Annotated in this window: 23 protein-coding genes; 19 read left to right on the forward strand and 4 right to left on the reverse strand. The window is 68.8% G+C overall.

Going from position 1 to position 20,189, the window contains the following annotated elements; translation table 11 throughout:
* Window positions 1-18: 18 nt before the first annotated feature.
* Window positions 19-615 (reverse strand): AAA family ATPase, encoded by a 597-nt coding sequence (locus ACFQU4_RS15690; RefSeq protein WP_377493447.1) that lies wholly within the window; start codon window positions 613-615, stop codon window positions 19-21.
* A 235-nt stretch (window positions 616-850) separates the two neighbouring features.
* On the opposite strand from ACFQU4_RS15690, the gene rpmE reads away from it, so the two are divergent.
* The 16 genes from rpmE to ACFQU4_RS15770 all read left to right on the forward strand — a co-directional run bounded on the left by rpmE (window position 851) and on the right by ACFQU4_RS15770 (window position 14,452).
* Window positions 851-1,060, forward strand: a complete 210-nt coding sequence (gene rpmE / locus ACFQU4_RS15695) for a 50S ribosomal protein L31 (protein ID WP_377493449.1) — start codon at window positions 851-853, stop codon at window positions 1,058-1,060.
* 100 nt (window positions 1,061-1,160) lie between these two features.
* The gene (gene prfA / locus ACFQU4_RS15700; protein ID WP_377493451.1) at window positions 1,161-2,237 is read left to right on the forward strand and encodes a peptide chain release factor 1; all 1,077 of its coding nucleotides are present in this window, start codon (window positions 1,161-1,163) and stop codon (window positions 2,235-2,237) included.
* A 14-nt stretch (window positions 2,238-2,251) separates the two neighbouring features.
* Complete coding sequence (prmC, locus tag ACFQU4_RS15705; RefSeq protein ID WP_377493453.1) at window positions 2,252-3,142, forward strand: peptide chain release factor N(5)-glutamine methyltransferase; 891 nt, start codon at window positions 2,252-2,254, stop codon at window positions 3,140-3,142.
* On the forward strand, window positions 3,139-4,713 hold the full coding sequence (locus ACFQU4_RS15710; RefSeq protein ID WP_377493455.1) for an L-threonylcarbamoyladenylate synthase: 1,575 nt from the start codon (window positions 3,139-3,141) through the stop codon (window positions 4,711-4,713). Before prmC ends, ACFQU4_RS15710 begins: the two co-directional genes overlap by 4 nt.
* 27 nt (window positions 4,714-4,740) lie before the next feature.
* A complete protein-coding gene (locus tag ACFQU4_RS15715; RefSeq protein ID WP_377493457.1) occupies window positions 4,741-5,871 on the forward strand; it encodes an MraY family glycosyltransferase in 1,131 nt (376 codons plus the stop codon).
* Between the two features lie 214 nt (window positions 5,872-6,085).
* On the forward strand, window positions 6,086-6,523 hold the full coding sequence (locus ACFQU4_RS15720; protein ID WP_377493459.1) for a hypothetical protein: 438 nt from the start codon (window positions 6,086-6,088) through the stop codon (window positions 6,521-6,523).
* Between the two features lie 21 nt (window positions 6,524-6,544).
* Window positions 6,545-6,862, forward strand: a complete 318-nt coding sequence (locus tag ACFQU4_RS15725) for a hypothetical protein (protein WP_377493461.1) — start codon at window positions 6,545-6,547, stop codon at window positions 6,860-6,862.
* A 55-nt stretch (window positions 6,863-6,917) separates the two neighbouring features.
* Complete coding sequence (gene atpB / locus ACFQU4_RS15730; RefSeq protein ID WP_377494239.1) at window positions 6,918-7,718, forward strand: F0F1 ATP synthase subunit A; 801 nt, start codon at window positions 6,918-6,920, stop codon at window positions 7,716-7,718.
* A gap of 44 nt (window positions 7,719-7,762) precedes the next feature.
* On the forward strand, window positions 7,763-7,984 hold the full coding sequence (locus ACFQU4_RS15735) for an ATP synthase F0 subunit C (RefSeq protein ID WP_179757907.1): 222 nt from the start codon (window positions 7,763-7,765) through the stop codon (window positions 7,982-7,984).
* 22 nt (window positions 7,985-8,006) lie between these two features.
* The gene (locus ACFQU4_RS15740) at window positions 8,007-8,561 is read left to right on the forward strand and encodes a F0F1 ATP synthase subunit B (RefSeq protein ID WP_377494241.1); all 555 of its coding nucleotides are present in this window, start codon (window positions 8,007-8,009) and stop codon (window positions 8,559-8,561) included.
* On the forward strand, window positions 8,558-9,370 hold the full coding sequence (locus ACFQU4_RS15745) for a F0F1 ATP synthase subunit delta (RefSeq protein WP_377493462.1): 813 nt from the start codon (window positions 8,558-8,560) through the stop codon (window positions 9,368-9,370). The genes ACFQU4_RS15740 and ACFQU4_RS15745 overlap by 4 nt, the downstream gene beginning before the upstream one ends.
* 58 nt (window positions 9,371-9,428) lie before the next feature.
* Window positions 9,429-11,063: a F0F1 ATP synthase subunit alpha gene (gene atpA / locus ACFQU4_RS15750; RefSeq protein ID WP_377493464.1), complete on the forward strand. Its 1,635-nt coding sequence runs from the start codon at window positions 9,429-9,431 to the stop codon at window positions 11,061-11,063.
* A 6-nt stretch (window positions 11,064-11,069) separates the two neighbouring features.
* A complete protein-coding gene (locus ACFQU4_RS15755; protein WP_377493466.1) occupies window positions 11,070-11,981 on the forward strand; it encodes a F0F1 ATP synthase subunit gamma in 912 nt (303 codons plus the stop codon).
* A gap of 39 nt (window positions 11,982-12,020) precedes the next feature.
* The gene (gene atpD, locus ACFQU4_RS15760) at window positions 12,021-13,472 is read left to right on the forward strand and encodes a F0F1 ATP synthase subunit beta (protein ID WP_377493468.1); all 1,452 of its coding nucleotides are present in this window, start codon (window positions 12,021-12,023) and stop codon (window positions 13,470-13,472) included.
* 2 nt (window positions 13,473-13,474) lie between these two features.
* On the forward strand, window positions 13,475-13,876 hold the full coding sequence (locus tag ACFQU4_RS15765) for a F0F1 ATP synthase subunit epsilon (protein WP_377493470.1): 402 nt from the start codon (window positions 13,475-13,477) through the stop codon (window positions 13,874-13,876).
* 93 nt (window positions 13,877-13,969) lie between these two features.
* Entirely contained in the window at window positions 13,970-14,452 is a 483-nt protein-coding gene (locus ACFQU4_RS15770) for a DUF2550 domain-containing protein (protein ID WP_377493472.1), read from the forward strand.
* Window positions 14,453-14,531: 79 nt separating this feature from the next.
* Here ACFQU4_RS15770 and ACFQU4_RS15775 read toward each other — a convergent pair whose 3' ends face one another.
* Entirely contained in the window at window positions 14,532-15,305 is a 774-nt protein-coding gene (locus tag ACFQU4_RS15775; RefSeq protein ID WP_377493474.1) for an endonuclease/exonuclease/phosphatase family protein, read from the reverse strand.
* 105 nt (window positions 15,306-15,410) lie between these two features.
* Here ACFQU4_RS15775 and ACFQU4_RS15780 point away from each other — a divergent pair, with 105 nt between their 5' ends.
* The 3 genes from ACFQU4_RS15780 (at window position 15,411) to ACFQU4_RS15790 (ending at window position 18,412) form a co-directional block, all read left to right on the forward strand.
* Window positions 15,411-16,421 carry a glycoside hydrolase family 5 protein gene (locus ACFQU4_RS15780; RefSeq protein ID WP_377493476.1) on the forward strand — a complete coding sequence of 337 codons (1,011 nt, stop codon included), beginning with the start codon at window positions 15,411-15,413 and terminating at the stop codon, window positions 16,419-16,421.
* 607 nt (window positions 16,422-17,028) lie between these two features.
* Window positions 17,029-17,493 carry a methylglyoxal synthase gene (locus tag ACFQU4_RS15785; protein ID WP_377493478.1) on the forward strand — a complete coding sequence of 155 codons (465 nt, stop codon included), beginning with the start codon at window positions 17,029-17,031 and terminating at the stop codon, window positions 17,491-17,493.
* A 13-nt stretch (window positions 17,494-17,506) separates the two neighbouring features.
* Window positions 17,507-18,412, forward strand: a complete 906-nt coding sequence (locus tag ACFQU4_RS15790) for a siderophore-interacting protein (RefSeq protein ID WP_377493480.1) — start codon at window positions 17,507-17,509, stop codon at window positions 18,410-18,412.
* Between the two features lie 86 nt (window positions 18,413-18,498).
* Here the strand turns inward: ACFQU4_RS15790 and ACFQU4_RS15795 are convergent, their stop codons facing one another.
* Window positions 18,499-19,554 (reverse strand): sugar phosphate isomerase/epimerase family protein, encoded by a 1,056-nt coding sequence (locus ACFQU4_RS15795; protein WP_377493482.1) that lies wholly within the window; start codon window positions 19,552-19,554, stop codon window positions 18,499-18,501.
* A gap of 5 nt (window positions 19,555-19,559) precedes the next feature.
* Window positions 19,560-20,186 carry a cob(I)yrinic acid a,c-diamide adenosyltransferase gene (locus ACFQU4_RS15800; RefSeq protein ID WP_377493484.1) on the reverse strand — a complete coding sequence of 209 codons (627 nt, stop codon included), beginning with the start codon at window positions 20,184-20,186 and terminating at the stop codon, window positions 19,560-19,562.
* Between the last annotated feature and the right edge of the window lie 3 nt (window positions 20,187-20,189).

Below are 20,189 nucleotides of genomic sequence, written 5' to 3' on the forward strand. Positions count from 1 at the left end.
AACCATCGACCACAGCGGTCAGGTTGCGATGCGAAGCGCAGCGGGATCGACCACCGCGTCCTCCAGCCGCCCGAGGACTTCGTCGACGGTCTGCGCGAGGGTTTGGTCGGAGGTGTCCAGCCAGAGCCCGACGTGGGGCGTGCGTTCGACCGCCGTCTTGAGAATCTCCGGAGTGAGGGTGTCGGTGTAGCCGCCTCCGGGGCGTTGCCGGTATCTCGTCCAGATCGCGTCGACGGACGGATTGAGCATCACGAAGTGCACCGGGCGGGAGGGCTGTGATTCGAGCGCCGAGTCGAGGAACCGGCGCGCTTCGTCCTCGAACAGGTTGTCGCTCAGGACCGCGTCGAAGCCGGCGGCGCGATAGAGGTTGGCCACGGTGAGTGCGGCCTTGAAGCGCAGTCGCAACTGGTCGATGGCACCCGGCGGTGGCGGGATCTCCATGGTGACGGAGCCGGAGACGACCAGCCGCTGGATGACGTCGCCGTCGATGTGGATCGCACGTTCTCTGCGCTCGGCCAGTGCGTGTCCGACGCTGGTCTTGCCCGCGGACGAGGGCCCGGAGATGACGAGAAGCATGCCTGTTGGCGGCCGTCCGTCGTTCGCAGCAGCGAGCACGGCGCCATTCTCGCTCACGGGTCGCGCGATTCGGTCCGAGATCGTGCTGGGCGCAGGAGAATCGAGGTCGAAAAGTCGGCGTTCGACGAGACCGGACCAGCGGGGCGCGCGGCGGGAATATCTGCGGGGCGTGGCGCATTTGGCGGGTGGAGGCAAGTACGGCAAACTTGCCCGGTGGTGCCGGTTCACGTCCGCGAGTGGTGGGCGACCCGGTGCCGAGAGACCGAGGAGAGAAATGAAGGCTGACATCCATCCCGCGTACGGGGTGACCCAGGTGACCTGTACCTGTGGCAACACGTTCACCACCCGCAGCACCGCGTCGGAAGGCGTGATGCGCGCCGAGGTTTGCTCGGCGTGCCACCCGTTCTACACCGGCAAGCAGAAGATCCTCGACACCGGCGGCCGCGTGGCCCGGTTCGAGAAGCGGTACGCGAAGAAGAAGTAGCTTCGACCGGGCGCCGGGAGGCGGGGGAGACCCGCCTTCCCGGCGCCCGTTTGCGTGCCCGCCCAAGTTTTGCCCGTTCGTCAGCTCCCGTGGAGGGTCCATGTTCGAGTCAGCCCAGCCGTTGCGGGAGGAGTACGCCGAGCTGGAAGGCCAGCTCGCCGACCCGGCGACTCACACCGATCCCGCGCTGGCCCGGCGCCTCGGCCGCCGGTACGCCGAGCTGACCCCCATCGTCAGCGGCCTGGCCGAGCACGACCGGCTGACCGAGGATCGGGAGGCGGCCCTCGAGCTCGCCGCCGACGATCCCGCGTTCGCCGCCGAGGCCGAGCAGTTGGAGGGACGGCTGGCCGAGCTGACCGAGCGACTGACCCGGCTGCTGGCGCCGCGGGACCCCAACGACTCGTCCGATGCGCTGATCGAGATCAAGTCCGGCGAGGGTGGCGAGGAGTCGGCGCTGTTCGCCGGCGACCTGCTGAAGATGTACAGCCGTTACGCCGAGCTGCGTGGCTGGAAGGTCGAGGTGCTGGACAGCCAGGAGACCGACCTCGGCGGCTACAAGTCGGTCACCGTCGCGGTGAAGGCGGCGAAGGTGGGCTCGCCGGACGACATGCCGTACGGGGTGCTCAAGTTCGAGGGTGGCGTGCACCGGGTGCAGCGGGTGCCGGTGACCGAGTCCCAGGGCCGGGTGCACACCTCCGCGGCCGGCGTCCTGGTGATGCCGGAGGTCGAGGAGACCGAGATCGAGATCAACGACGATGATCTTCGGATCGACGTCTACCGGTCGTCCGGGCCGGGCGGCCAGGGCGTCAACACGACCGACTCCGCGGTCCGGATCACCCACCTGCCCAGCGGCATCGTGGTCTCCTGCCAGAACGAGCGATCCCAACTGCAGAACCGGGAACAGGCGATGCGGATGCTGCGGGCCCGGCTGACCACGTTGGCCGAGGAGCAGGCGGCGGACGCCGCCTCGGCGGCCCGCCGGAGCCAGGTCCGCACGGTCGACCGTTCGGAACGGATCCGGACCTACAACTTCCCGGAGAACCGGATCGCCGACCACCGGATCGGCTTCAAGGCGCACAACCTCGACCAGGTACTGAACGGCCAGCTGGACCCGGTGATCACCGCGCTGCAGGAGGCGGACACCGCCGAGCGACTGTCCCTCGCCGGTCCGGCATGAACCAGAAGATGATCATGGGCACTCCCGTGCGTACGGTGATCGCGGAGGCGACCGGCCGGTTGAGCGCGGCGGGCGTGCCGAGTCCGGACACGGACGCAAGGCTGCTGTTGGCCCACGTCGCCGGCGTCGAGCCGAGCCGGCTGTTGATCATGGACCGGATCGACGATGATCAACTTCAGCGGTATCGGGAGTTGATCATCCGGCGGGAAGGCCGGGAACCGTTGCAGCACCTGACCGGTCGGGCCTTCTTCAGGCACGTGGAGTTGGCCGTCGGGCCCGGCGTGTTCGTACCGCGGCCGGAGACCGAGGTGATGACCGGCTGGGCGGTCGAACGGCTGCAGAAGTCGATCATGGACGGCGGGCGGCCGCTGGTGATCGAACTGGGCACCGGATCCGGGGCGATCGCCAAGGCCCTTGCCGACGAGGCACCGGGTTGTACGGTGATCGCCGTCGAGCGTGATCATCGGGCAGCCGAGTGGGCCGCCGGGAACCTGGCCGGGACCGGCGTCGAGCTGATCGAGTCCGACATGGCCGACCTGCCGGGGGACTGGGACGGGCGCTGCGACCTGGTGATCAGCAATCCGCCGTACATCCCGCTGGAGGCGTACGAGTCCGTCGCGCCGGAGGCTCGTGATCATGACCCGGAACTGGCGCTGTACTCCGGGGCCGACGGCCTGGACGCGATCCGGGTGCTGACCAGCCTCGCGGCGCGGCTGCTGAAGCCGGGCGGACTGCTCGCCACCGAGCACTCCGACCTGCAGGGCGAGGCCGTGGTCGCGATCTTCGCCGGGCACGGCGGATTCGGCTCGGTCCGCGACCATCAGGACCTGACCGGACGCTCCCGGTTCACCACCGCCGTGCGGGACGGATCCGCCGGCGGGCCTCTGGCAGGATGGGCCGAGTGAACGAAGTACGCCGTGAGCAGGGCGCCGGCGCCGCGGCCGACGAGCCGCTGAACCCGACGGGGCCCAACGAGTCCGCAGAGCCGGTTCAGGCTGCCGTGGACCCCCGACCCGAGCCGACCGAGGCGGAGTCGATCGAGGAAGAGCGCCGGGCCGAGACCGAGCAGTGGATCAAGGACCAGATGGCCGGCCGGGTCGCCGTCTCCGAGGTGACGGCTCCGAAGGCCGAGCCGGAGGTAGGCGAGGCCGAATCGGACCCGGCCCTTCGACAGGCTCAGAGCACGGAGGATCCGGCTGCCGAGGATCCCGCCGAAGCGAAGAGCGCTGACGAGTCCGCGGACGCGAAGAGCGCCGAGGAGTCGGGCGACGCGGCGAGCGCCGACGAGCCGGCGGTCGCCGAGAGCGGTGCCGAACCGGCGGAGGCCGGCGAGACGGCGGAGGATCAGGACGCGGAGGGTTCGGCCGAGGCCGAGGACGCCGCGGAGCCCGAAGAGCCGCCGCTGCCGGCCTACCAGCGGTTCGACGTCACGGGTACGGATCCGGACGTGCTGGCCGAGGCGGCGGAGGCGGCCCGGATCGCGATCGAGAACGGCGAGTGCGTCGTACTGCCCACCGACACCGTGTACGGGATCGGCGCCGACGCGTTCGACACCGACGCGGTGCAGCGCCTGCTGGACGCCAAGGAGCGCGGCCGGGACATGCCGCCGCCGGTGCTGATCGGCGACGCCTCGCTGATCCGGGCCCTTGGCGAAGATGTGCCCGAACTGGTCACGCCGCTCACCGAGAAGCACTGGCCGGGCGCGCTGACCGTGATCGTCAAGGCCCGGGAGTCGCTGCGGATCGACCTGGGCGAGACCCGGGGCACGATCGGGCTGCGGGTGCCGGACTACGCGCTGACCCGGGACCTGCTCCGGCAGACCGGTCCGATGGCGGTCAGCTCGGCCAACCTGAGCGGCCGGCCGTCGGCCCTGACCTGCGACCAGGCGATCGAGTACTTCGGCAACAAGGTGGCGGTCTACCTGGACGGCGGTCCGGTCGCGAGCCCGGACGGCGCACCCTCCTCGATGGTCGACTTCTCCCAGAATGATCATGGTGAGCTGCTCCGCTCCGGCGCGATCAGCGTCGAGGTGCTCCGGGAGACGCTGCCCGAGATGGAGGACCTGACCGCACCACCCGAGGATCCCGAGCCCACCGAGGCCGAGGCCGCCGCCGACGCGGAGCCGACCGACGCTGCCGAGACCGACGCTGCAGAGACCGACGCTGCAGAGACCGACGCTGCAGAGACCGACGCTGCAGAGACCGACGCTGCACCGGCCGAGGCGGGGGAGTCCACCGACCCCGAGCCGACCGATGTTGGTCCGGCGGCCGAGGCAGCCGCCGCGTCGGACGAGTCGACGACCTCGGAGGAGCCGGACAGCAGCGAGGACATCGAGCGGCTGATCGAGCAGCACGCCGGCGAACCCGTACCCGCCGACGACGCTGTGCCCGCTGACGATCCTGTGCCCACCGATGATCAAGACGCCACTGATGATCATGCCGCGCCGTCGCCGAGCGAGGCGAGTCCCAAAACCTAGTTCCGCAATCCACCCGGAAGACCGAGCGTGCGCGAATACCTGCTGGTGCTGCTGATCGCGGCGGCTGCGACCTTTCTGGTCAGCGGCCTGTGCCGCAAGCTCGCGCTGAGGTTCGGGGCGCTGGCGAAGGTCCGGGACCGGGACGTGCACACGATCGAGATGCCGTACTTCGGCGGCCTGGCCATGCTGTGCGGGCTCGCCGTCGCGGTGGTCGTGGCCTGGCAGCTGCCGTTCCTCGGCGCCCAGGAGCTGGTCATCCAGGACTCCCGGGCGATCTTGATCGCGGCGGCGATCATCTGCCTGGTCGGCGTGCTGGACGACCTGTTCGAGCTCTCGGCGCTGGCCAAGTTCGCCGGCCAGATCGTCGCGGCCGGCGTCGTCGTCGCGCTCGGCGTGAAGATGCTCTGGATCCCGTTGCCCGGGCAGACCATCGCCCTGGACAGTTCCGCCTCGATCGCGATCACGGTGTTCTTCATCGTGCTCTGCTCCAACGCGGTCAACTTCGTCGACGGGCTGGACGGGCTGGCCACCGGCGTGGTCGGGATCGGCGCGTTCGCCTTCTTCGCGTACTGCTATCTGCTCACCGTGACCCAGGACCTGACCCGGGCCACCACGGCGAGCCTGATCACGGTCGCCGTCGCCGGTGCCTGTCTCGGCTTCCTGCCACACAACTTCTTCCCGGCGAAGATGTTCATGGGTGACTCGGGCGCGCTGCTGCTCGGGCTGCTGCTGGCCACCTCGACGGTCAGCCTGACCGGGCAGATCGATCCGTCGCAGATGCCGAGCGACCGCGGCCTGCTGCCGACCGTGCTGCCGCTGGTGCTGCCGGTGGCGATCCTCGCGTTACCGCTGCTGGACCTGGTGATGGCCTACATCCGCCGTACCTATCAGGGGAAGTGGTGGTTCGCCGCGGACAAGCAGCATCTGCACCACCGACTGCTGGAGCGCGGGCACAGCCAGCGCGGCGCGGTGATGCTGATGTACGGCTGGTCCGCGCTGGTCTCGTTCGGCATGATCGGCCTCGGCCTGGTCCAGGACCGGATCTCGGTGCTGGTCGCGGTCGGCCTGCTCGGGCTCGCACTGGTGCTGCTGGTGGCGACGCTCGGCCGGCCGCTCAACGGCCGTACCCGGCTGAAGGCGCGCCGGGTCGCGAAGTAGGGTCCCGATTGGAGCTCGAGGGAGACCTTGTGCTATTTTTCACAAGCATCGCAACGCCGAGTAGATCGGCCGGCCGGAGAGACACCCCAAGGCCGGGGATCGCCCGACTAGGGCCCAGCACCGTGGGTCGCAGATTAGGACAGCCGCCATCATGACGACTGAACACTCTCCCTCGACAGCCGAGACTGCTGTTGGCAATGGGCCGAGCATTCACGTGGTCCGGGCGCGCAAGTTGCTGATCGGTGGTCTGATCGGCGGATCTGCCGCGACGCTGATCTGCCTGGTCGTGTTCGGCCTGCTGAGCGGTCCCTCCGGATTGCTCTCGGCGGCCGTCGGCGGCGGCATCGTGCTCGCCTTCTACGCCGTCGGGCAGTACGTCATGGTGCGGACCGCCGACGCCGGGGCCCGCACGCTGATGATCGTTTCGATGACCAGCTACTTTGCTCGGTTCTGTGTGGTCGGCCTGTTCCTGTTGCTGGTCGCCAGGAAGGGGGCCGGATGGGCCGCACTGACGCCGCAGGCGGTGACCGCGACCGCGGTCGCCGTGGTGGTCGGCTGGCTGGCCGTGGAGATCTTCGTCTTCTCCCGGCTGCGGATCGGCGCCTACGACCGCGAGTACGTCGCCCCGGCGGTGAGCGGTGATCAGCCATGACACGCTATCGTCGGTCTCGCCATGACGGATCGGAACGACGGCGGCAGCGGCGAGCCGCCGGCGGGCACACCGCCGGAACAACCGCCGGAGGAGGACCGCTCGACCTCACCGAAGGATCGGCAGCGGTCCGACAAGGCGACGGGAACGGACCAGGGCCTTCGGGTGCTGTCGTACCTGATCGCCGGGATGCTCTTCTACGGCGGTCTGGGCTGGATCGGCGATCAGTTGCTGAAGACGCGATTCCTGCTTCCGATCGGCATCATCCTCGGCGCGGCCGGGGCCATTTTCTTGATCATCAGGCGGTACGGCGGCACGCCGGATCCGCGGAACAAACGCTGACCGTCTCTGACCGGTCGGTTCATAGGACCTTGGGAGAGGAGGGTCGGTGGGTTCACTGATTCCCGTTCTGGTTCCGCTCGAGACGGGCGGCGAAGGCGGATTCGTACCGCCGGGTCTGGAGGACTTCGAGTTCAACGGCGGGTTCATCCCGGGCGTCGACTGGTTCAACAAGCCGTTGGTCCAGGCGCTGATCTCGGTGATCGTCATTCTGGCGTTCTGGCTGATCGCGTCCCGGCGCCTGAAGGTGGTGCCGGGCAAGGGCCAGTTCGTCGCTGAGTTCTTGTACTCGTTCATTCGCAACGGGGTCGCCCGGGACACCATCGGGCACAACTGGAAGCCCTACTTCCCGTATTTGCTGGGCCTGTTCTGCTTCATCTGGGTGAACAACCTGTTCGGGCTGTTCCCGGTGTTCATGTTCCCGACGTTCTCCAACATCGGGTACGCGTGGGGCCTGGCGCTGCTCAGCTGGATCATCTACAACGCGGCCGGTGTGAAGAAGCACGGCCTGATGTACTTCAAGAACAGCGTGCTGCCGGCCGGCGTCCCGCTGTGGCTGGCACCGGTGATCATTCCGGTGGAAGCCCTGTCGAACTTCATCATCCGGCCGATCACGCTGGCTCTCCGACTCTTCGGCAACCTGCTCGGCGGTCACCTCGTCGTGCTGGTGTTCGTGGTCGGCGGCACCTATCTGCTGACGCAGGCCGATGGGATCCTGCTCAACGCGGCCGGCGGCTTCACGCTGCTGTTCACCTTCGCGATCTTCGCGCTGGAACTCCTGGTGGTCTCCCTCCAGGCGTACATCTTCACCGTCCTGACCGCCTCGTACGTGGCCTCGGCCACGGCGGACGAACACTGACCTGCCCGGCAACGGCAACAGGAAATCGAAAGGAACCGACAAGCATGACCCCGATGGAAATCAACGGCTCGATCAACCTGGTCGGCTATGGCCTCGCCGTCATCGGCTCCGGTATTGGCGTGGGGCTGATCTTCGCCTCCGTCATCCAGGGCACTGCTCGGCAGCCCGAGGCCCGCGGCGCCATGATGGGCACCGCCTGGATCGGCTTCGCCGTCGTCGAGGCGCTCGCCATCCTGGGCCTCGCCTTCGCGCTGTTCCTCACCTGATCCCAGAAACGAGAACATGATCATGGTGCCGATGGAGGGAATCGATCTCGGCCCGCTGCTGCCGCACCACCTGTCGGAGTTGATCATGGGGATCCTCCTCATGATCGTGCTCTATCTGGTGATCCGGGCCAAGGTGATGCCGCGCTTCGAGGAGATGTACGACGAGCGTCGTGCGTCGATCGAAGGCGGAATGGAGAAGGCGGAGAAGGCTCAGGCCGAGGCTCAGGCCGCGCTGGAGGAATACCAGTCGCAGCTGACCGAGGCCCGGGGCGAGGCCGCGAAGATCCGCGAGGACGCCAAGGCGCAGGGTGCTCAGATCCTCGCCGAGATGCGCGAGCAGGCTCAGGCCGAGGCGGCCCGGATCAAGGCCACCGCCGAGGCGCAGCTGGCCGCCGAGCGGACCCAGTTGCTGGGCGAACTGCGTCGCGAGGTGGGTGGCCTGGCCACCACGCTGGCCGGCCGGATCGTCGGCGAGTCGCTGGACGACGACGAGCGCGCTCGCCGTACCGTCGAGCGGTTCCTGACCGATCTCGAGGGCCAGGACGTCGCGGCGTCGGAGACCGGGGCTTCCCGATGAGCTCCGCCGCCGAGGACCGACTGAGCGCGCTCGACTCGTCCCTGGACTCGATCCTGGCCACTGCGGCCGGCACCGAGCAGGGGCTGACGGTGGGTTCGGACCTGTTCGCGGTGGTCGACGCGCTCGACGCGCAACCGGCCCTGCGGCGGGCGCTGACCGACCCGGGGACGTCGGAGGAGGCGCGGTCCGGGATCGTCCGGTCGCTCTTCGACGGCAAGGTCAACCCGGCTGCGGTCGAGGTGCTGGTCGCGGCGGTCCGGTTCCGCTGGGCCGGTGGCCGCACGTTCACGGCGGCGCTGGAGCGGCAGGCGGTCCGGGCGCAACTGCGTTCGATCGGGTCGTCCAGCCTGGGGGAGACGGAGGACGAACTGTTCCGGTTCGGCCGCCTGGTCGACTCCGACGGGGCGCTGCGCTCGACGCTGGGTGACCGGTCGGCGGCGCTGAACCGGCGGCAGGATCTGGTCTCCGAACTGTTGTCCGGCAAGGCCAACGACGCCACGATCGCGCTGGCCCGGCGGGCCGTCGCGGCCCGGCAGCGGACGTTCGCCAACACGATCGCCGGCTACGTATCCTTGGCGGCGGCAGAGCGCAGCCGGCTGCTGGCGACGGTACGGGTGGCGCGGCCGCTCGACCAGACTCAGCTGGAGCGGTTGCAGCAGACGCTGAGCCGGCAGGCCGGCCGGGAGATCTCGGTCCAGGTCATCGTCGACGCCGAGGTGCTCGGTGGGATCCGGGTGGAACTCGGCGACGAGGTGATCGAGGGCACCGTGGCCGGCCGACTCGACCAGGCTCGACGGCTTTTCGAATAACCGCTGAGACAGCGGTCCAAGATCACTTACTAGGCAACGTAGGCGAGAGCAGGAAACGATGGCAGAACTCACGATTCGCCCGGAGGAGATCCGGGACGCACTGGACCGCTACGTCCGCGACTACCAGCCCGAGACCGCCAGCCGCGAAGAGGTCGGCACGGTCGCCACTTCGGGTGACGGGATCGCCCGGGTCGAGGGGCTGCCCTCGGCGATGGCCAACGAACTGCTCGAGTTCGAGAACGGCACCCTGGGCATCGCGCTGAACCTCGACGTCCGCGAGATCGGCGTCGTGGTGATGGGTGACTCCGAGGGCATCGAGGAGGGACAGCCGGTCAAGCGGACCGGCAACGTCCTCTCGGTCCCGGTCGGCGACGGCTACCTCGGCCGCGTGGTGGACGCGCTGGGCCGCCCGATCGACGGCCTCGGCGAGGTCACCCCGCTCGACGAGCGGCGTGCGCTCGAGCTGCAGGCCGCCGGTGTGATGGACCGCCAGGAGGTACGTCAGCCGCTGCAGACCGGCCTGAAGGCGATCGACGCGCTGACCCCGATCGGTCGCGGTCAGCGGCAGCTGATCATCGGTGATCGCAAGACCGGCAAGACGGCGATCGCGGTCGACACGATCATCAACCAGAAGGACAACTGGGCGTCCGGCGACGAGCAGCAGCAGGTCCGCTGCATCTACGTCGCGATCGGCCAGAAGGCCTCGACGGTGGCCGGCATCCGGGCTTCGCTGGAGGAGGCCGGCGCGCTGGAGTACACGACGATCGTGTCCGCCCCCGCGTCCGACCCGGCCGGCTACAAGTACATCGCCCCGTACACCGGCTCGGCCATCGGCCAGCACTGGATGTACCAGGGCAAGCACGTCCTGATCGTCTTCGACGACCTGTCCAAGCAGGCCGAGGCGTACCGGGCCATGTCGCTGCTGCTGCGCCGCCCGCCGGGCCGCGAGGCGTACCCCGGTGACGTGTTCTACCTGCACTCCCGGCTGCTGGAGCGCTGCGCGCGGCTCTCCGACGCGCTCGGCGGCGGCTCGATGACCGGTCTGCCGATCATCGAGACGAAGGCCAACGACGTGTCGGCGTTCATCCCGACCAACGTCATCTCGATCACCGACGGCCAGATCTTCCTGCAGTCCGACCTGTTCAACGCGAACCAGCGGCCGGCCATCGACGTCGGCATCTCGGTGTCCCGGGTCGGCACGGCCGCCATGGTCAAGGCCATGAAGACCGTGTCCGGTTCGATCAAGGTCGACCTGGCCCAGTTCCGCGACATGCAGGCCTTCGCGATGTTCGCCTCCGACCTGGATGCGACCACACGGCGCCAGCTGGAGCGGGGCGAGCGGCTGACCGAGCTGCTGCGGCAGGCGCAGGGCAACCCGTACCCGGTCGAGGAGCAGGTGGTCAGCGTCTGGGCCGGCACCACCGGCAAGTTCGACGAGGTCCCGGTCGACGACGTGCTGCGCTTCGAGACGGAGCTGCTGGAGTACCTCCGGCACAACTCCAGCGTGCTCGGCACGATCCGCGAGACCAAGGTCTTCGACGACGACACGGCCGCGGCGCTGACCAAGGACATCGACAACTTCAAGCAGGGCTTCCAGACCTCCGACGGCCGACTGCTGGCCGGGCGCGAGGAGCACGAGGCGCTGGAAGAGGACGAGGTCGAGCAAGAGCAGATCGTCAAGCAGAAGAGGTGATCGTCGATGCCAGCTAGCCTGCGCGAACTGCGCCAGCGAAAAGCCTCGGTGTCGAACATCAAGAAGATCACCAAGGCGATGGAGCTGATCGCTGCCTCGCGGATCATCAAGGCCCGGCACCGGGCTCAGTCGGCGGCACCGTACGCCCGGGAACTGACCCGGGCGGTGTCGGCGGTGGCGACCTTCTCCAACACCGATCACCCGCTCACCACCGAGTCGGAGAATCCGCGCCGGGCGGCGATGCTGTTGATCACCTCCGACCGTGGCCAGGCCGGTGCCTACTCGACCAACGCCATCCGGGAGGGCGAGTCGCTGACGCGGCTGCTCACCGACGAGGGTCGCGAGGTCGTGCCGTACCTGACCGGGCGCAAGGCGGCCGCCTACTACGGCTTCCGCCGGCGCGAGGTCGCCCAGGAGTGGACCGGGTTCTCCGATGCGCCCCAGTACTCGGATGCGCGGGAGATCGCCGACACGCTGATCAGCGCCTTCCTCACGCCGTACGAGGAGGGCGGGGTGGACGAGATCCATGTCGTCTACACCCGGTTCGTCTCGATGGTGACCCAGCGGCCGGAGGTGATCCGGATGCTGCCGCTCGAAGTGGTGGAGGGCACGGAAGCGCCGCCGACGGAGGAGTTGCTGCCGCTGTACGAGTTCGAGCCGAACGCCGAGACCGTACTGGACGAGTTGTTGCCGCTCTACGTGGCGAGCCGGATCCAGTACTGCCTGCTCCAGTCGGCCGCGTCCGAGCTGGCCAGCCGGCAGCGGGCGATGAAGGCGGCGACCGACAACGCCGAGGAACTGATCCAGCAGCTCACCCGGGACGCCAACCAGGCCCGCCAGGCCGGCATCACGCAGGAGATCAGCGAGATCGTCGGCGGCGCCGGCGCGCTGGCCGATGCGACGGCCGAGAACGACTGACCGAGACATATCAAGTGAGACGAGTAGATCGAGGTAGGCATGACCGCCACAGTTGAGGAGAAGAAGGATTCTGGCACCGCCGGCGTCGGGCGGGTTGCCCGGGTGATCGGCGCGGTGGTGGACGTGGAGTTCCCCGCCGATCAGATGCCGGACATCTACAACGCGCTGCTGGTCGACGTGACCGTCGGCGACGAGTCCCGGACGATGACCCTCGAGGTCGCGTTGCACATCGGCGACAACCTGGTCCGGACCATCGCGCTGAAGCCCACGGACGGCATGCAGCGCGGGGCCGAGGTGCGCGACACCGGCGCGGCGATCTCGGTGCCGGTCGGTGACGTCACCAAGGGCCGCGTGTGGAACGTGACCGGCGACGTGCTGAACGCCGATCCCGCGAGCCTCGAGATCACCGAGCGCTGGCCGATCCACCGGCATGCCCCGGCGTTCGACCAGCTGGAGTCGAAGACGGAGATGCTGGAGACCGGCATCAAGTCGATCGACCTGCTCACCCCGTACGTGCAGGGCGGCAAGATCGGCCTGTTCGGCGGCGCGGGCGTGGGCAAGACCGTGTTGATCCAGGAGATGATCTACCGGATCGCCCAGCTGCACTCCGGCACCTCGGTGTTCGCCGGCGTCGGCGAGCGCACCCGTGAGGGCAACGACCTGATCAACGAGATGGAAGAGATGGGCGTGTTCAAGGACACCGCCCTCGTCTTCGGCCAGATGGACGAGCCGCCGGGCACCCGGCTGCGGGTGGCGCTGTCGGCGCTGACCATGGCCGAGTACTTCCGGGACGTGCAGGGCCAGGACGTGCTCCTCTTCATCGACAACATCTTCCGGTTCACCCAGGCCGGCTCGGAGGTGTCCGCGCTGCTCGGCCGGATGCCGTCCGCGGTGGGTTACCAGCCGAACCTGGCCGACGAGATGGGCCAGCTGCAGGAGCGGATCACGTCGACCCGCGGTCACTCGATCACCTCGATGCAGGCGATCTACGTGCCCGCCGACGACTACACCGACCCCGCACCGGCGACCACGTTCGCCCACCTCGACGCGACCACCGAGCTGTCCCGTGAGATCGCGGCCCGTGGTCTGTACCCGGCCATCGATCCGCTGACCTCGACCAGCCGGATTCTGGACCCGCAGTACGTCGGCCAGACGCACTACGACGTGGCCACCCAGGTGAAGCAGATCCTGCAGCGGAACAAGGAACTGCAGGACATCATCGCGATCATGGGTGTGGACGAGCTGTCCGAGGAGGACAAGATCGTCGTCGCCCGGGCTCGCCGGATCCAGCAGTTCCTGAGCCAGAACACGTACATGGCGGAGAAGTTCACCAACGTGCCCGGCTCGACGGTTCCGCTGGCGGAGATCATCGAGTCGTTCCGGATGATCTGCGACGGCGAGGTCGACCACATCGCCGAGCAGGCGTTCTTCAACGTCGGCGGCATGGAAGACGTCGAGCGTCGCTGGTCCGAGCTGCAGCAGGACAACTGATCATGGCTGACGCGTTGCAGGTCGAGGTCGTCTCGGCGGATGAGGTGGTCTGGTCCGGCCAGGGCACCCTCATCATCGCCCGGACGGTCGACGGCGACATGGGCATCATGCCCGGGCACGCGCCGGTGCTGGCCGTACTGGCGCCGGGCGGGGTGGAGATCGTCACGCCCGACGCCTCCCGCGAGGTGGTGGCGGTGGACGGCGGCTTCCTGTCCGTCGCCCAGGGCCGGGTGTCGATCCTCAGCGAGTACGCGCGGATGGCCGACGAGATCAGCGTCGACCAGGCGGAGCGGGAACTCGCCGACGCACAGGCCCGGCTGGATGCCGGCGAGGACACCGAGGAGGTACGTCAGCACGTGATGCGCGCCAGTGCTCAGGTGCGGGCGGCACACAAGGTACGCTGAGGACTTCCGCCCGAATGTGTCCGGTTCAAGGAATCGGACACCGGTGGCGGGATGCCGAGACCGACCACCGAGAGACAGGGCCCCTAGACGACGATGGCAGGCTGGATCGGCGCCGTCGTTGTCGCGCTGGTGATCTTGGTGCTCGTGGTCCTGCCACTGGTCTCCCTCGCCCTCCGGCAACGTTGGGTGACCAGGCAGGGTAGTGCGTTCGAATGCAGCATGCGCCTGCGACCCGTGGCCGTGGGCCAGCTTCAGGCCGATCAGACTCCGAGCACCAACTGGGTGCTCGGAGTCGCTCGTTACAGCCACGACCGGGTGGAGTGGTTCCGCTTCTTCTCCTTCTCGCCGTTCCCGCGGATGACCTTCCGCCGCAACGGTTCCCGCGTCGTCGACACCCGCGATCCCGACCCCGCCGAGGCCGTCGCCCTGTACGACGGTCAGCGGGTCGTCCGGATCGCCATCGGCCACCAGGAGTCCATCGAGGTCTGGGAACTCGCCATGAGCTCCGACTCCCTGACCGGCTTCCTGGCCTGGCTCGAAGCCGCCCCGCCCGGCACCGCCATCAACGGCTTCTAACGCCCTCCCCAAGAACCCGCCGACCGGGCACAAAAGCAGGCGTTTCTGCGGCGTGTCGCTGCAGAGGTGCCGGGTCGATTCAGGTGACCGGCAGGGCGAGGGCGGCCCGGACGGGTACGTGGTCGGAGGGATAGCGGCCGCCGACCATCCGGTCCACGATCTCGGCGTCGATCACACCGATCCCCGGGCCGACCAGGATCCAGTCGATCCGGTCGGCGCCGGGCTGCGGCGGTGCGTAGTTTCCGAAGGTGCCGATCGCCGGGCCGGTCGCCGCCTCGTCGATCGCGTCCCGGAGCCCGCTCTGGGTCAGGATCCGGTGGGTGGGCGTTCCGGTGCCGACGTTGAAGTCGCCGAGCAACAGCACCGGCTCCTCGATCCGGGCGGCCTGCTCGGCCAGCCAGGTCGCGGAGCGGACCCGGGCCGGCTCGCTGACATGATCAAGATGGCCGTTGATCACCACGAAACGTACGCCCGACACGGCGTCGACGAACCTCGCCCGGGTGATCATCCGCGGCAGTTCGTTGCCCCAGGTCGCCGATCCGGGCAGCTCCGGGGTGTCGGACAGCCAGCGGTGAGCCACGTCCAGCACGGTCAGCCGGGCGGTGTCGTAGAAGATCGCCGCGGTCTCGTCCGAGCTCCGGCCGCGCCGACCCTCGGCCAGGTACGCGTAGTTCCGGGGCAGCAGCCCGGCCAGGTCCGCGATCGCCTCCGGGTGTCCCTCCTGGGTGCCGAGCACCGTCGGCGCCAACTCCCGGATCAGGGCGGCCAGCGGCTCGCGGCGGACCGACCACGGATGATCATCGAAGGCGTGACTCGTGCGCAGGTTGTAGCTGACGACGGTGAGCGGTTGCACGGTTCACGATCGTAGTTCGGCCGGACCGGCGGCCTCGGCCCGGGTGCCGCGGGACACTTCGGACGTTCCCGAACCGTGCCGCGCGGACCCGGGTACGGTTTGCCCATGCGTGGCGTGAATCTCGGCGGCTGGCTGGTGCTGGAGAAGTGGCTCACCCCTTCCCTGTTCGCGGGGCTGGACGCCGAGGACGAGTACCAGTTCATGACCACCCCGGGCGCTGCCGAGAAGCTGCGCCGGCACCGGGCCGAGTTCCTCGCCGAGGACGACTTCGCCTGGATCGCCGATCATGGTCTGGAGCTGGTCCGGATCCCGGTCGGCCACTGGGTGTTCGGCGATGCGCCGGAGACCGGCCCGGACGGGCGGCAGCTGCTGCTCGGCTGCCTGGACGAGCTGGACTGGGCGATGGAACAGTCGCGGCGGTACGGGCTCCGGGTGCTGCTCGACCTGCATGGCGCACCGGGGTCGCAGAACGGCCGTGATCACAGCGGCAAAAGCGGCCGACGGGAGTGGTACGACCGCCCGGACTACCGGCGCCGGACCGTCGACGTGCTGGAGCGGCTGGCCCGTCGCTATCGCGACGCCGACCACCTGTGGGGGATCGAGCTGCTCAACGAGCCGATGGACCCGCGGGTCTGGACCTTGATCAAGTTCTACCGCGAGGCGTACGGGCGGTTGGTCACCATCCTGCGACCCGGCACCAAGATCGTCTTCTCGGACGGGTTCGTACCCTGGCTGACCCGCGGTGCGATCAAGCCGGTGCCCGGCTTCCCGGTGATCATGGACTGTCACCTCTACCAGTGCTTCTACCCGTGGGACCAGCACAACTCGATCGACCACCACCTGCGCAAGGCCCGGCGCAGCCGGGCCGCCTTGATCAACTGGCTGAACCGCCGGCACCCGGTGATGGTGGGGGAGTGGAGCGTGGCGCTGCCGGGCCGGACCATCGCCGGGCTCTCCGAGGAACAGCGGCACGCGCTGCGCCGGGACTACGCGGCCGCCCAGCAGGAGGGGTACGCCGGCGCGGCTGCCTGGACCTATTGGAACTACACGGCCGAAGAGCGCAACGAATGGAACTACCGTGCCCTGGTCGAGGACGGCCAACTCGTCCCGACCTGAGCGGGCGGGATTCTGCACACTTTGCCGGGTGTGCGAATCGAGACCGTCCCGGACACAAATCCGGCCATCAGGAATTCTATAGAATTCCACGCCATTCTGTGCCAAGTGCCAGCCCCGATTGTCGGCGCGGACAGTTGTGTCACGATTAACGAGATACTCCGTGTGGCGGGTTGCCAGTGTCGACCGATCCCGCAAGACTCCATCGCGGCGGGGAACCAAATTCCGGGTGTCGTTCGCCCAGGTTCGGCCCGGAATCCTCGGAGCGGGCGGTCGCCCGGAGAACGACCGCTCGCCGCCTCACCTCCTTCGTCCATAGGAGGTGAGGCGCCGCTCCGTTTCGCCACTTGATCAGGCGGAATTCGGGCTGGTGGGAACCGCCCCACCTACCGGGGGGTGGAGGTGGGGCGGCCCGAGGTCACCCGAGAAATCGGTGGCCCGTGCGGTACCGCACCCTCAGCCTGCCATTCCGTTCAGTCGGTAGCAAGAATATGTTCGACCGAATTTCGTGAATAGAACTCGGGCTCGGCATTACCAGGTGAATTCCGCCTATTCACGGACGCAACATCGCCTTCACGCGGCCGTATCAATCCGGCGGCACACTGGCCCGATGGACGACTTCCAGGAGCTGGCGCGCCGTCGCCACATCGCGATGGTGGCGCATGACAGCAAGAAGATCGAACTCCTCCAATGGGCCGATTTCAATCGGCGCACGCTGTCCCGGCACACCCTGTACGCGACGGGTACGACCGGGACGATGCTCACGTACGAACTCGGACTGGAGGTCACCCGGTTCCTCTCCGGACCGGTCGGCGGCGACCAGCAGATCGGCGCCAAGATCGCCGAGAACGTGATCGACCTGCTGATCTTCTTCTGGGACCCGCTGGAGGCGCAGCCGCACGACCCCGACGTGAAGGCGCTGCTGCGGCTGGCGAACGTCTGGAACATCGGCGTCGCCTGCAACCGGGCCAGCGCGGATCTGATGATCTCCTCGCCATTGCTGGACAACGGCTACCGCCCGCACCGGCCCACGGTGGACTCCCCGCGCGAGTGGACTAAGATTAGGGCAACCTAACTCGGGAGGTTGCATGTCCTCGATCCGCCAGGCCGTCCGCGAGCTGTCGAACCGGGGTGACGTGTTCAGCTGTCCGGTCCGGCTCGACTCCGTGACGACCGTCTCGCCCGGCCTGCTCCGGGTCCGGGTCACCGGCCCGGGGCTGGCGGACTACCACGACCCGCGGCCGGCCGACGCGTTCAAGATCGCGATCCCGGTCCACGGCGGGCCGGTCGACTTCCCGGGGCGCCGGGGGGATCGGCTGCCGATCTGGAACAAGGGGCCGCGGCCGCTGCTGCGCGCCTTCACCGTCCGCGGGGTCGCCGAGGATCGGTCCTGGCTGGACTTCGACGCGTGGTGGCACGGCGACGCGTACGCGGCCGGCTGGCTCCGCCGGGCTCCGGCCGGCACCGAGATCGGCATCTCCGGGATGCGCCGCGAGTTCGTCCCGGGAGCCGGCGTGGAGCGGCACGTGCTGGTCGGCGACGCCTGCGCCCTGCCCGCGGTCGCCGCGATCGTGGAGTCGCTGCCCGGCGGAACGCCGGTGACGGCCGTGCTCGGCGTCGCCGATGCGGGGGACCGGGCCGTGCTGCCGGAACGGTCCGGACTCGACCTGCACTGGACGTCGAGCAGCGCCCCGGCCGGCAGTGGGACGGACCTGGCTGCGGCGGTCCGCCGGATCCTGCCGGAGCCGGCCGGCGAGCGGCTCCAGGTCTGGATCGGTGCCGAGGCCGGCGTCGTCCGCGAGGTGCGCCGGTACGTGCTGGACCGGCAGTTGGTGGTCCGGGACGACCTGCACGCGTCGGCGTACTGGAAGGCGGGCGAGGACTCGACCGTGCGCGACGAGGCCCTGCTCACGGCGTACCAGCGACTGGTCGCGGACGGCGCCAGCGCCACCGACCCCGACACCCGGGAGCTGGCCGAGCTCGGCGCCTCCTGACCGGGGCGAGGCTCAGCGGCCGAACACCCGGCCGTCGGCGAGAACGATCAGCCGGGCCTCGGCCGGGTGCTGCACAGTCGGTCGACTCAGCTGGAGAAGGCGGCGTCGAACGCGGCCTCCGGCGGCGTGATCCCGTTCAGTGCGCGGACGTACGCGAGCGCCTCGGGGGCACCGGCCAGCCGGTCCATCCCGGCGTCCTCCCACTCGATCGAGATCGGCCGGTCGTAGCCGATGTGGTTGAGCATCCGGAAGATGTCCTCCCAGCGGGTGTCGCCGCGGCCGGTCGAGATGAAGTCCCAGCCGCGCCGCTGGTCGGCCCAGGGCAGATGCGAGCCGAGCACACCGTTGCGGCCGTTGTTCATCCGGACCTTCGTGTCCTTGCAGTCCACGTGGTAGATCCGGTCCTTGAAGTCGTCCAGGAAACCGACGTAGTCCAGGCCCTGCCAGACCATGTGCGACGGGTCGAAGTTCAGCCCGAACGCCGGCCGATGATCGATCGCCTCCAGGGTGGCGACCGTTGACCAGTAGTCGTACGCGATCTCGGACGGGTGCACCTCGTGGGCGAACCGGACGCCGACCTCGTCGTACACGTCCAAGATCGGATTCCAGCGGTCGGCGAAGTCGCGGTAGCCGGCCTTGATCACGTCGTCGCCGACCGGCGGGAACATCGCCACGTAGTGCCAGACCGACGAGCCCGTGAAGCCGATCACGGTCTCCACACCGAACCGGGCGGCGGCCCGCGCGGTGAGCTTCATCTCCTCGGCCGCCCGCTGCCGGACACCCTCCGGTTCACCGTCGCCCCAGACCCGCGCGTTGACGATCGACTTGTGCCGGTCGTCGATGATCGCCTCGCAGACCGCCTGCCCGTTCAGGTGGTTCGAGATCGCCCAGCAGCCGAGTCCGTACTTGGCCAGGATGTCCTTGCGGTCCTGCACGTACGCGTCGTCCTCGGCGGCCTTCGCGACGTCGAAATGATCACCCCAGCAGGCGATCTCCAGGCCGTCGTAACCCCAGTCCGAGGCGAGCTTGCAGATCTCCTCGAACGGCAGGTCGGCCCACTGGCCGGTGAACAGGGTCACGGGGCGGGCCTGCTTCGGGTTCGCCTTGCCGGTCGCCTCGGGCAGCGTGTTCGGTGCGGTCATCGTTGTCACTCCTGAACTGTGTGAGAGGGATGATCTTGATCGGTCCGGCCGGAGCCCGGCACCCATAGGACCTCGCGCTCGGGACCGTTGACGTACCGGGTGAGGATGAAGAGCAGGTCGGACAGCCGGTTCAGGTACGTCAGCGGCAGCACCTCGAGCCGGTCGCCCTCGGCCTCCCGGGCCGCCCAACCGGTCCGCTCGGCCCGCCGGACGACGGTCCGCGCCACATGCAGGTACGCGGCGCCGAGGGTGCCGCCGGGCAGCACGAAAGACTCCAGCTTCGGCAGCCCCTCGGTGAACTCGTCGCACCAGCGTTCCAGTCGGTCAACCGACTCCTGGGTGATCCGGAGCGGATGGTGCTGGCCCGGCATCAGCCTGGTCTCCGGCGGCGGCACCGGGTTGGCCAGGTCGGCGCCGACGTCGAACAACTCGTTCTGGATCAGGCCGAGGACGTCGCGGACCCGGTCCGGCAGTTCGCCGCTGGCCAGCGCCACGCCGATCGCGGAGTTGGCCTCGTCGACGTCGCCGTACGCGGCCACCCGGAGTTCGGTCTTGGACACCTCGGAGAAGTCGACCAGCCGGGTCCGGCCGCCGTCGCCCGTCCGGGTGTAGATCCTGGTCAGCCGAACCATGAT

It is taken from the genome of Microlunatus sp. GCM10028923 (genome assembly GCF_042666975.1).
Lineage (GTDB): Bacteria > Actinomycetota > Actinomycetes > Propionibacteriales > Propionibacteriaceae > Microlunatus.

What these genes read in the sequence shown, in the direction of transcription:
- rpmE (WP_377493449.1), top strand. Translation starts at nt 851, where the DNA reads ATGAAGGCTGACATCCATCCCGCGTACGGGGTGACCCAGGTGACCTGT.
- prfA (WP_377493451.1), top strand. Translation starts at nt 1,161, where the DNA reads ATGTTCGAGTCAGCCCAGCCGTTGCGGGAGGAGTACGCCGAGCTGGAA.
- prmC (WP_377493453.1), top strand. Translation starts at nt 2,252, where the DNA reads ATGGGCACTCCCGTGCGTACGGTGATCGCGGAGGCGACCGGCCGGTTG.
- ACFQU4_RS15725 (WP_377493461.1), top strand. Translation starts at nt 6,545, where the DNA reads ATGACGGATCGGAACGACGGCGGCAGCGGCGAGCCGCCGGCGGGCACA.
- ACFQU4_RS15735 (WP_179757907.1), top strand. Translation starts at nt 7,763, where the DNA reads ATGACCCCGATGGAAATCAACGGCTCGATCAACCTGGTCGGCTATGGC.
- ACFQU4_RS15740 (WP_377494241.1), top strand. Translation starts at nt 8,007, where the DNA reads ATGGTGCCGATGGAGGGAATCGATCTCGGCCCGCTGCTGCCGCACCAC.
- ACFQU4_RS15745 (WP_377493462.1), top strand. Translation starts at nt 8,558, where the DNA reads ATGAGCTCCGCCGCCGAGGACCGACTGAGCGCGCTCGACTCGTCCCTG.
- atpA (WP_377493464.1), top strand. Translation starts at nt 9,429, where the DNA reads ATGGCAGAACTCACGATTCGCCCGGAGGAGATCCGGGACGCACTGGAC.
- ACFQU4_RS15755 (WP_377493466.1), top strand. Translation starts at nt 11,070, where the DNA reads ATGCCAGCTAGCCTGCGCGAACTGCGCCAGCGAAAAGCCTCGGTGTCG.
- atpD (WP_377493468.1), top strand. Translation starts at nt 12,021, where the DNA reads ATGACCGCCACAGTTGAGGAGAAGAAGGATTCTGGCACCGCCGGCGTC.
- ACFQU4_RS15765 (WP_377493470.1), top strand. Translation starts at nt 13,475, where the DNA reads ATGGCTGACGCGTTGCAGGTCGAGGTCGTCTCGGCGGATGAGGTGGTC.
- ACFQU4_RS15770 (WP_377493472.1), top strand. Translation starts at nt 13,970, where the DNA reads ATGGCAGGCTGGATCGGCGCCGTCGTTGTCGCGCTGGTGATCTTGGTG.
- ACFQU4_RS15780 (WP_377493476.1), top strand. Translation starts at nt 15,411, where the DNA reads ATGCGTGGCGTGAATCTCGGCGGCTGGCTGGTGCTGGAGAAGTGGCTC.
- ACFQU4_RS15785 (WP_377493478.1), top strand. Translation starts at nt 17,029, where the DNA reads ATGGACGACTTCCAGGAGCTGGCGCGCCGTCGCCACATCGCGATGGTG.
- ACFQU4_RS15790 (WP_377493480.1), top strand. Translation starts at nt 17,507, where the DNA reads ATGTCCTCGATCCGCCAGGCCGTCCGCGAGCTGTCGAACCGGGGTGAC.
- ACFQU4_RS15795 (WP_377493482.1), bottom strand. Translation starts at nt 19,554, where the DNA reads ATGACCGCACCGAACACGCTGCCCGAGGCGACCGGCAAGGCGAACCCG.
- ACFQU4_RS15800 (WP_377493484.1), bottom strand. Translation starts at nt 20,186, where the DNA reads ATGGTTCGGCTGACCAGGATCTACACCCGGACGGGCGACGGCGGCCGG.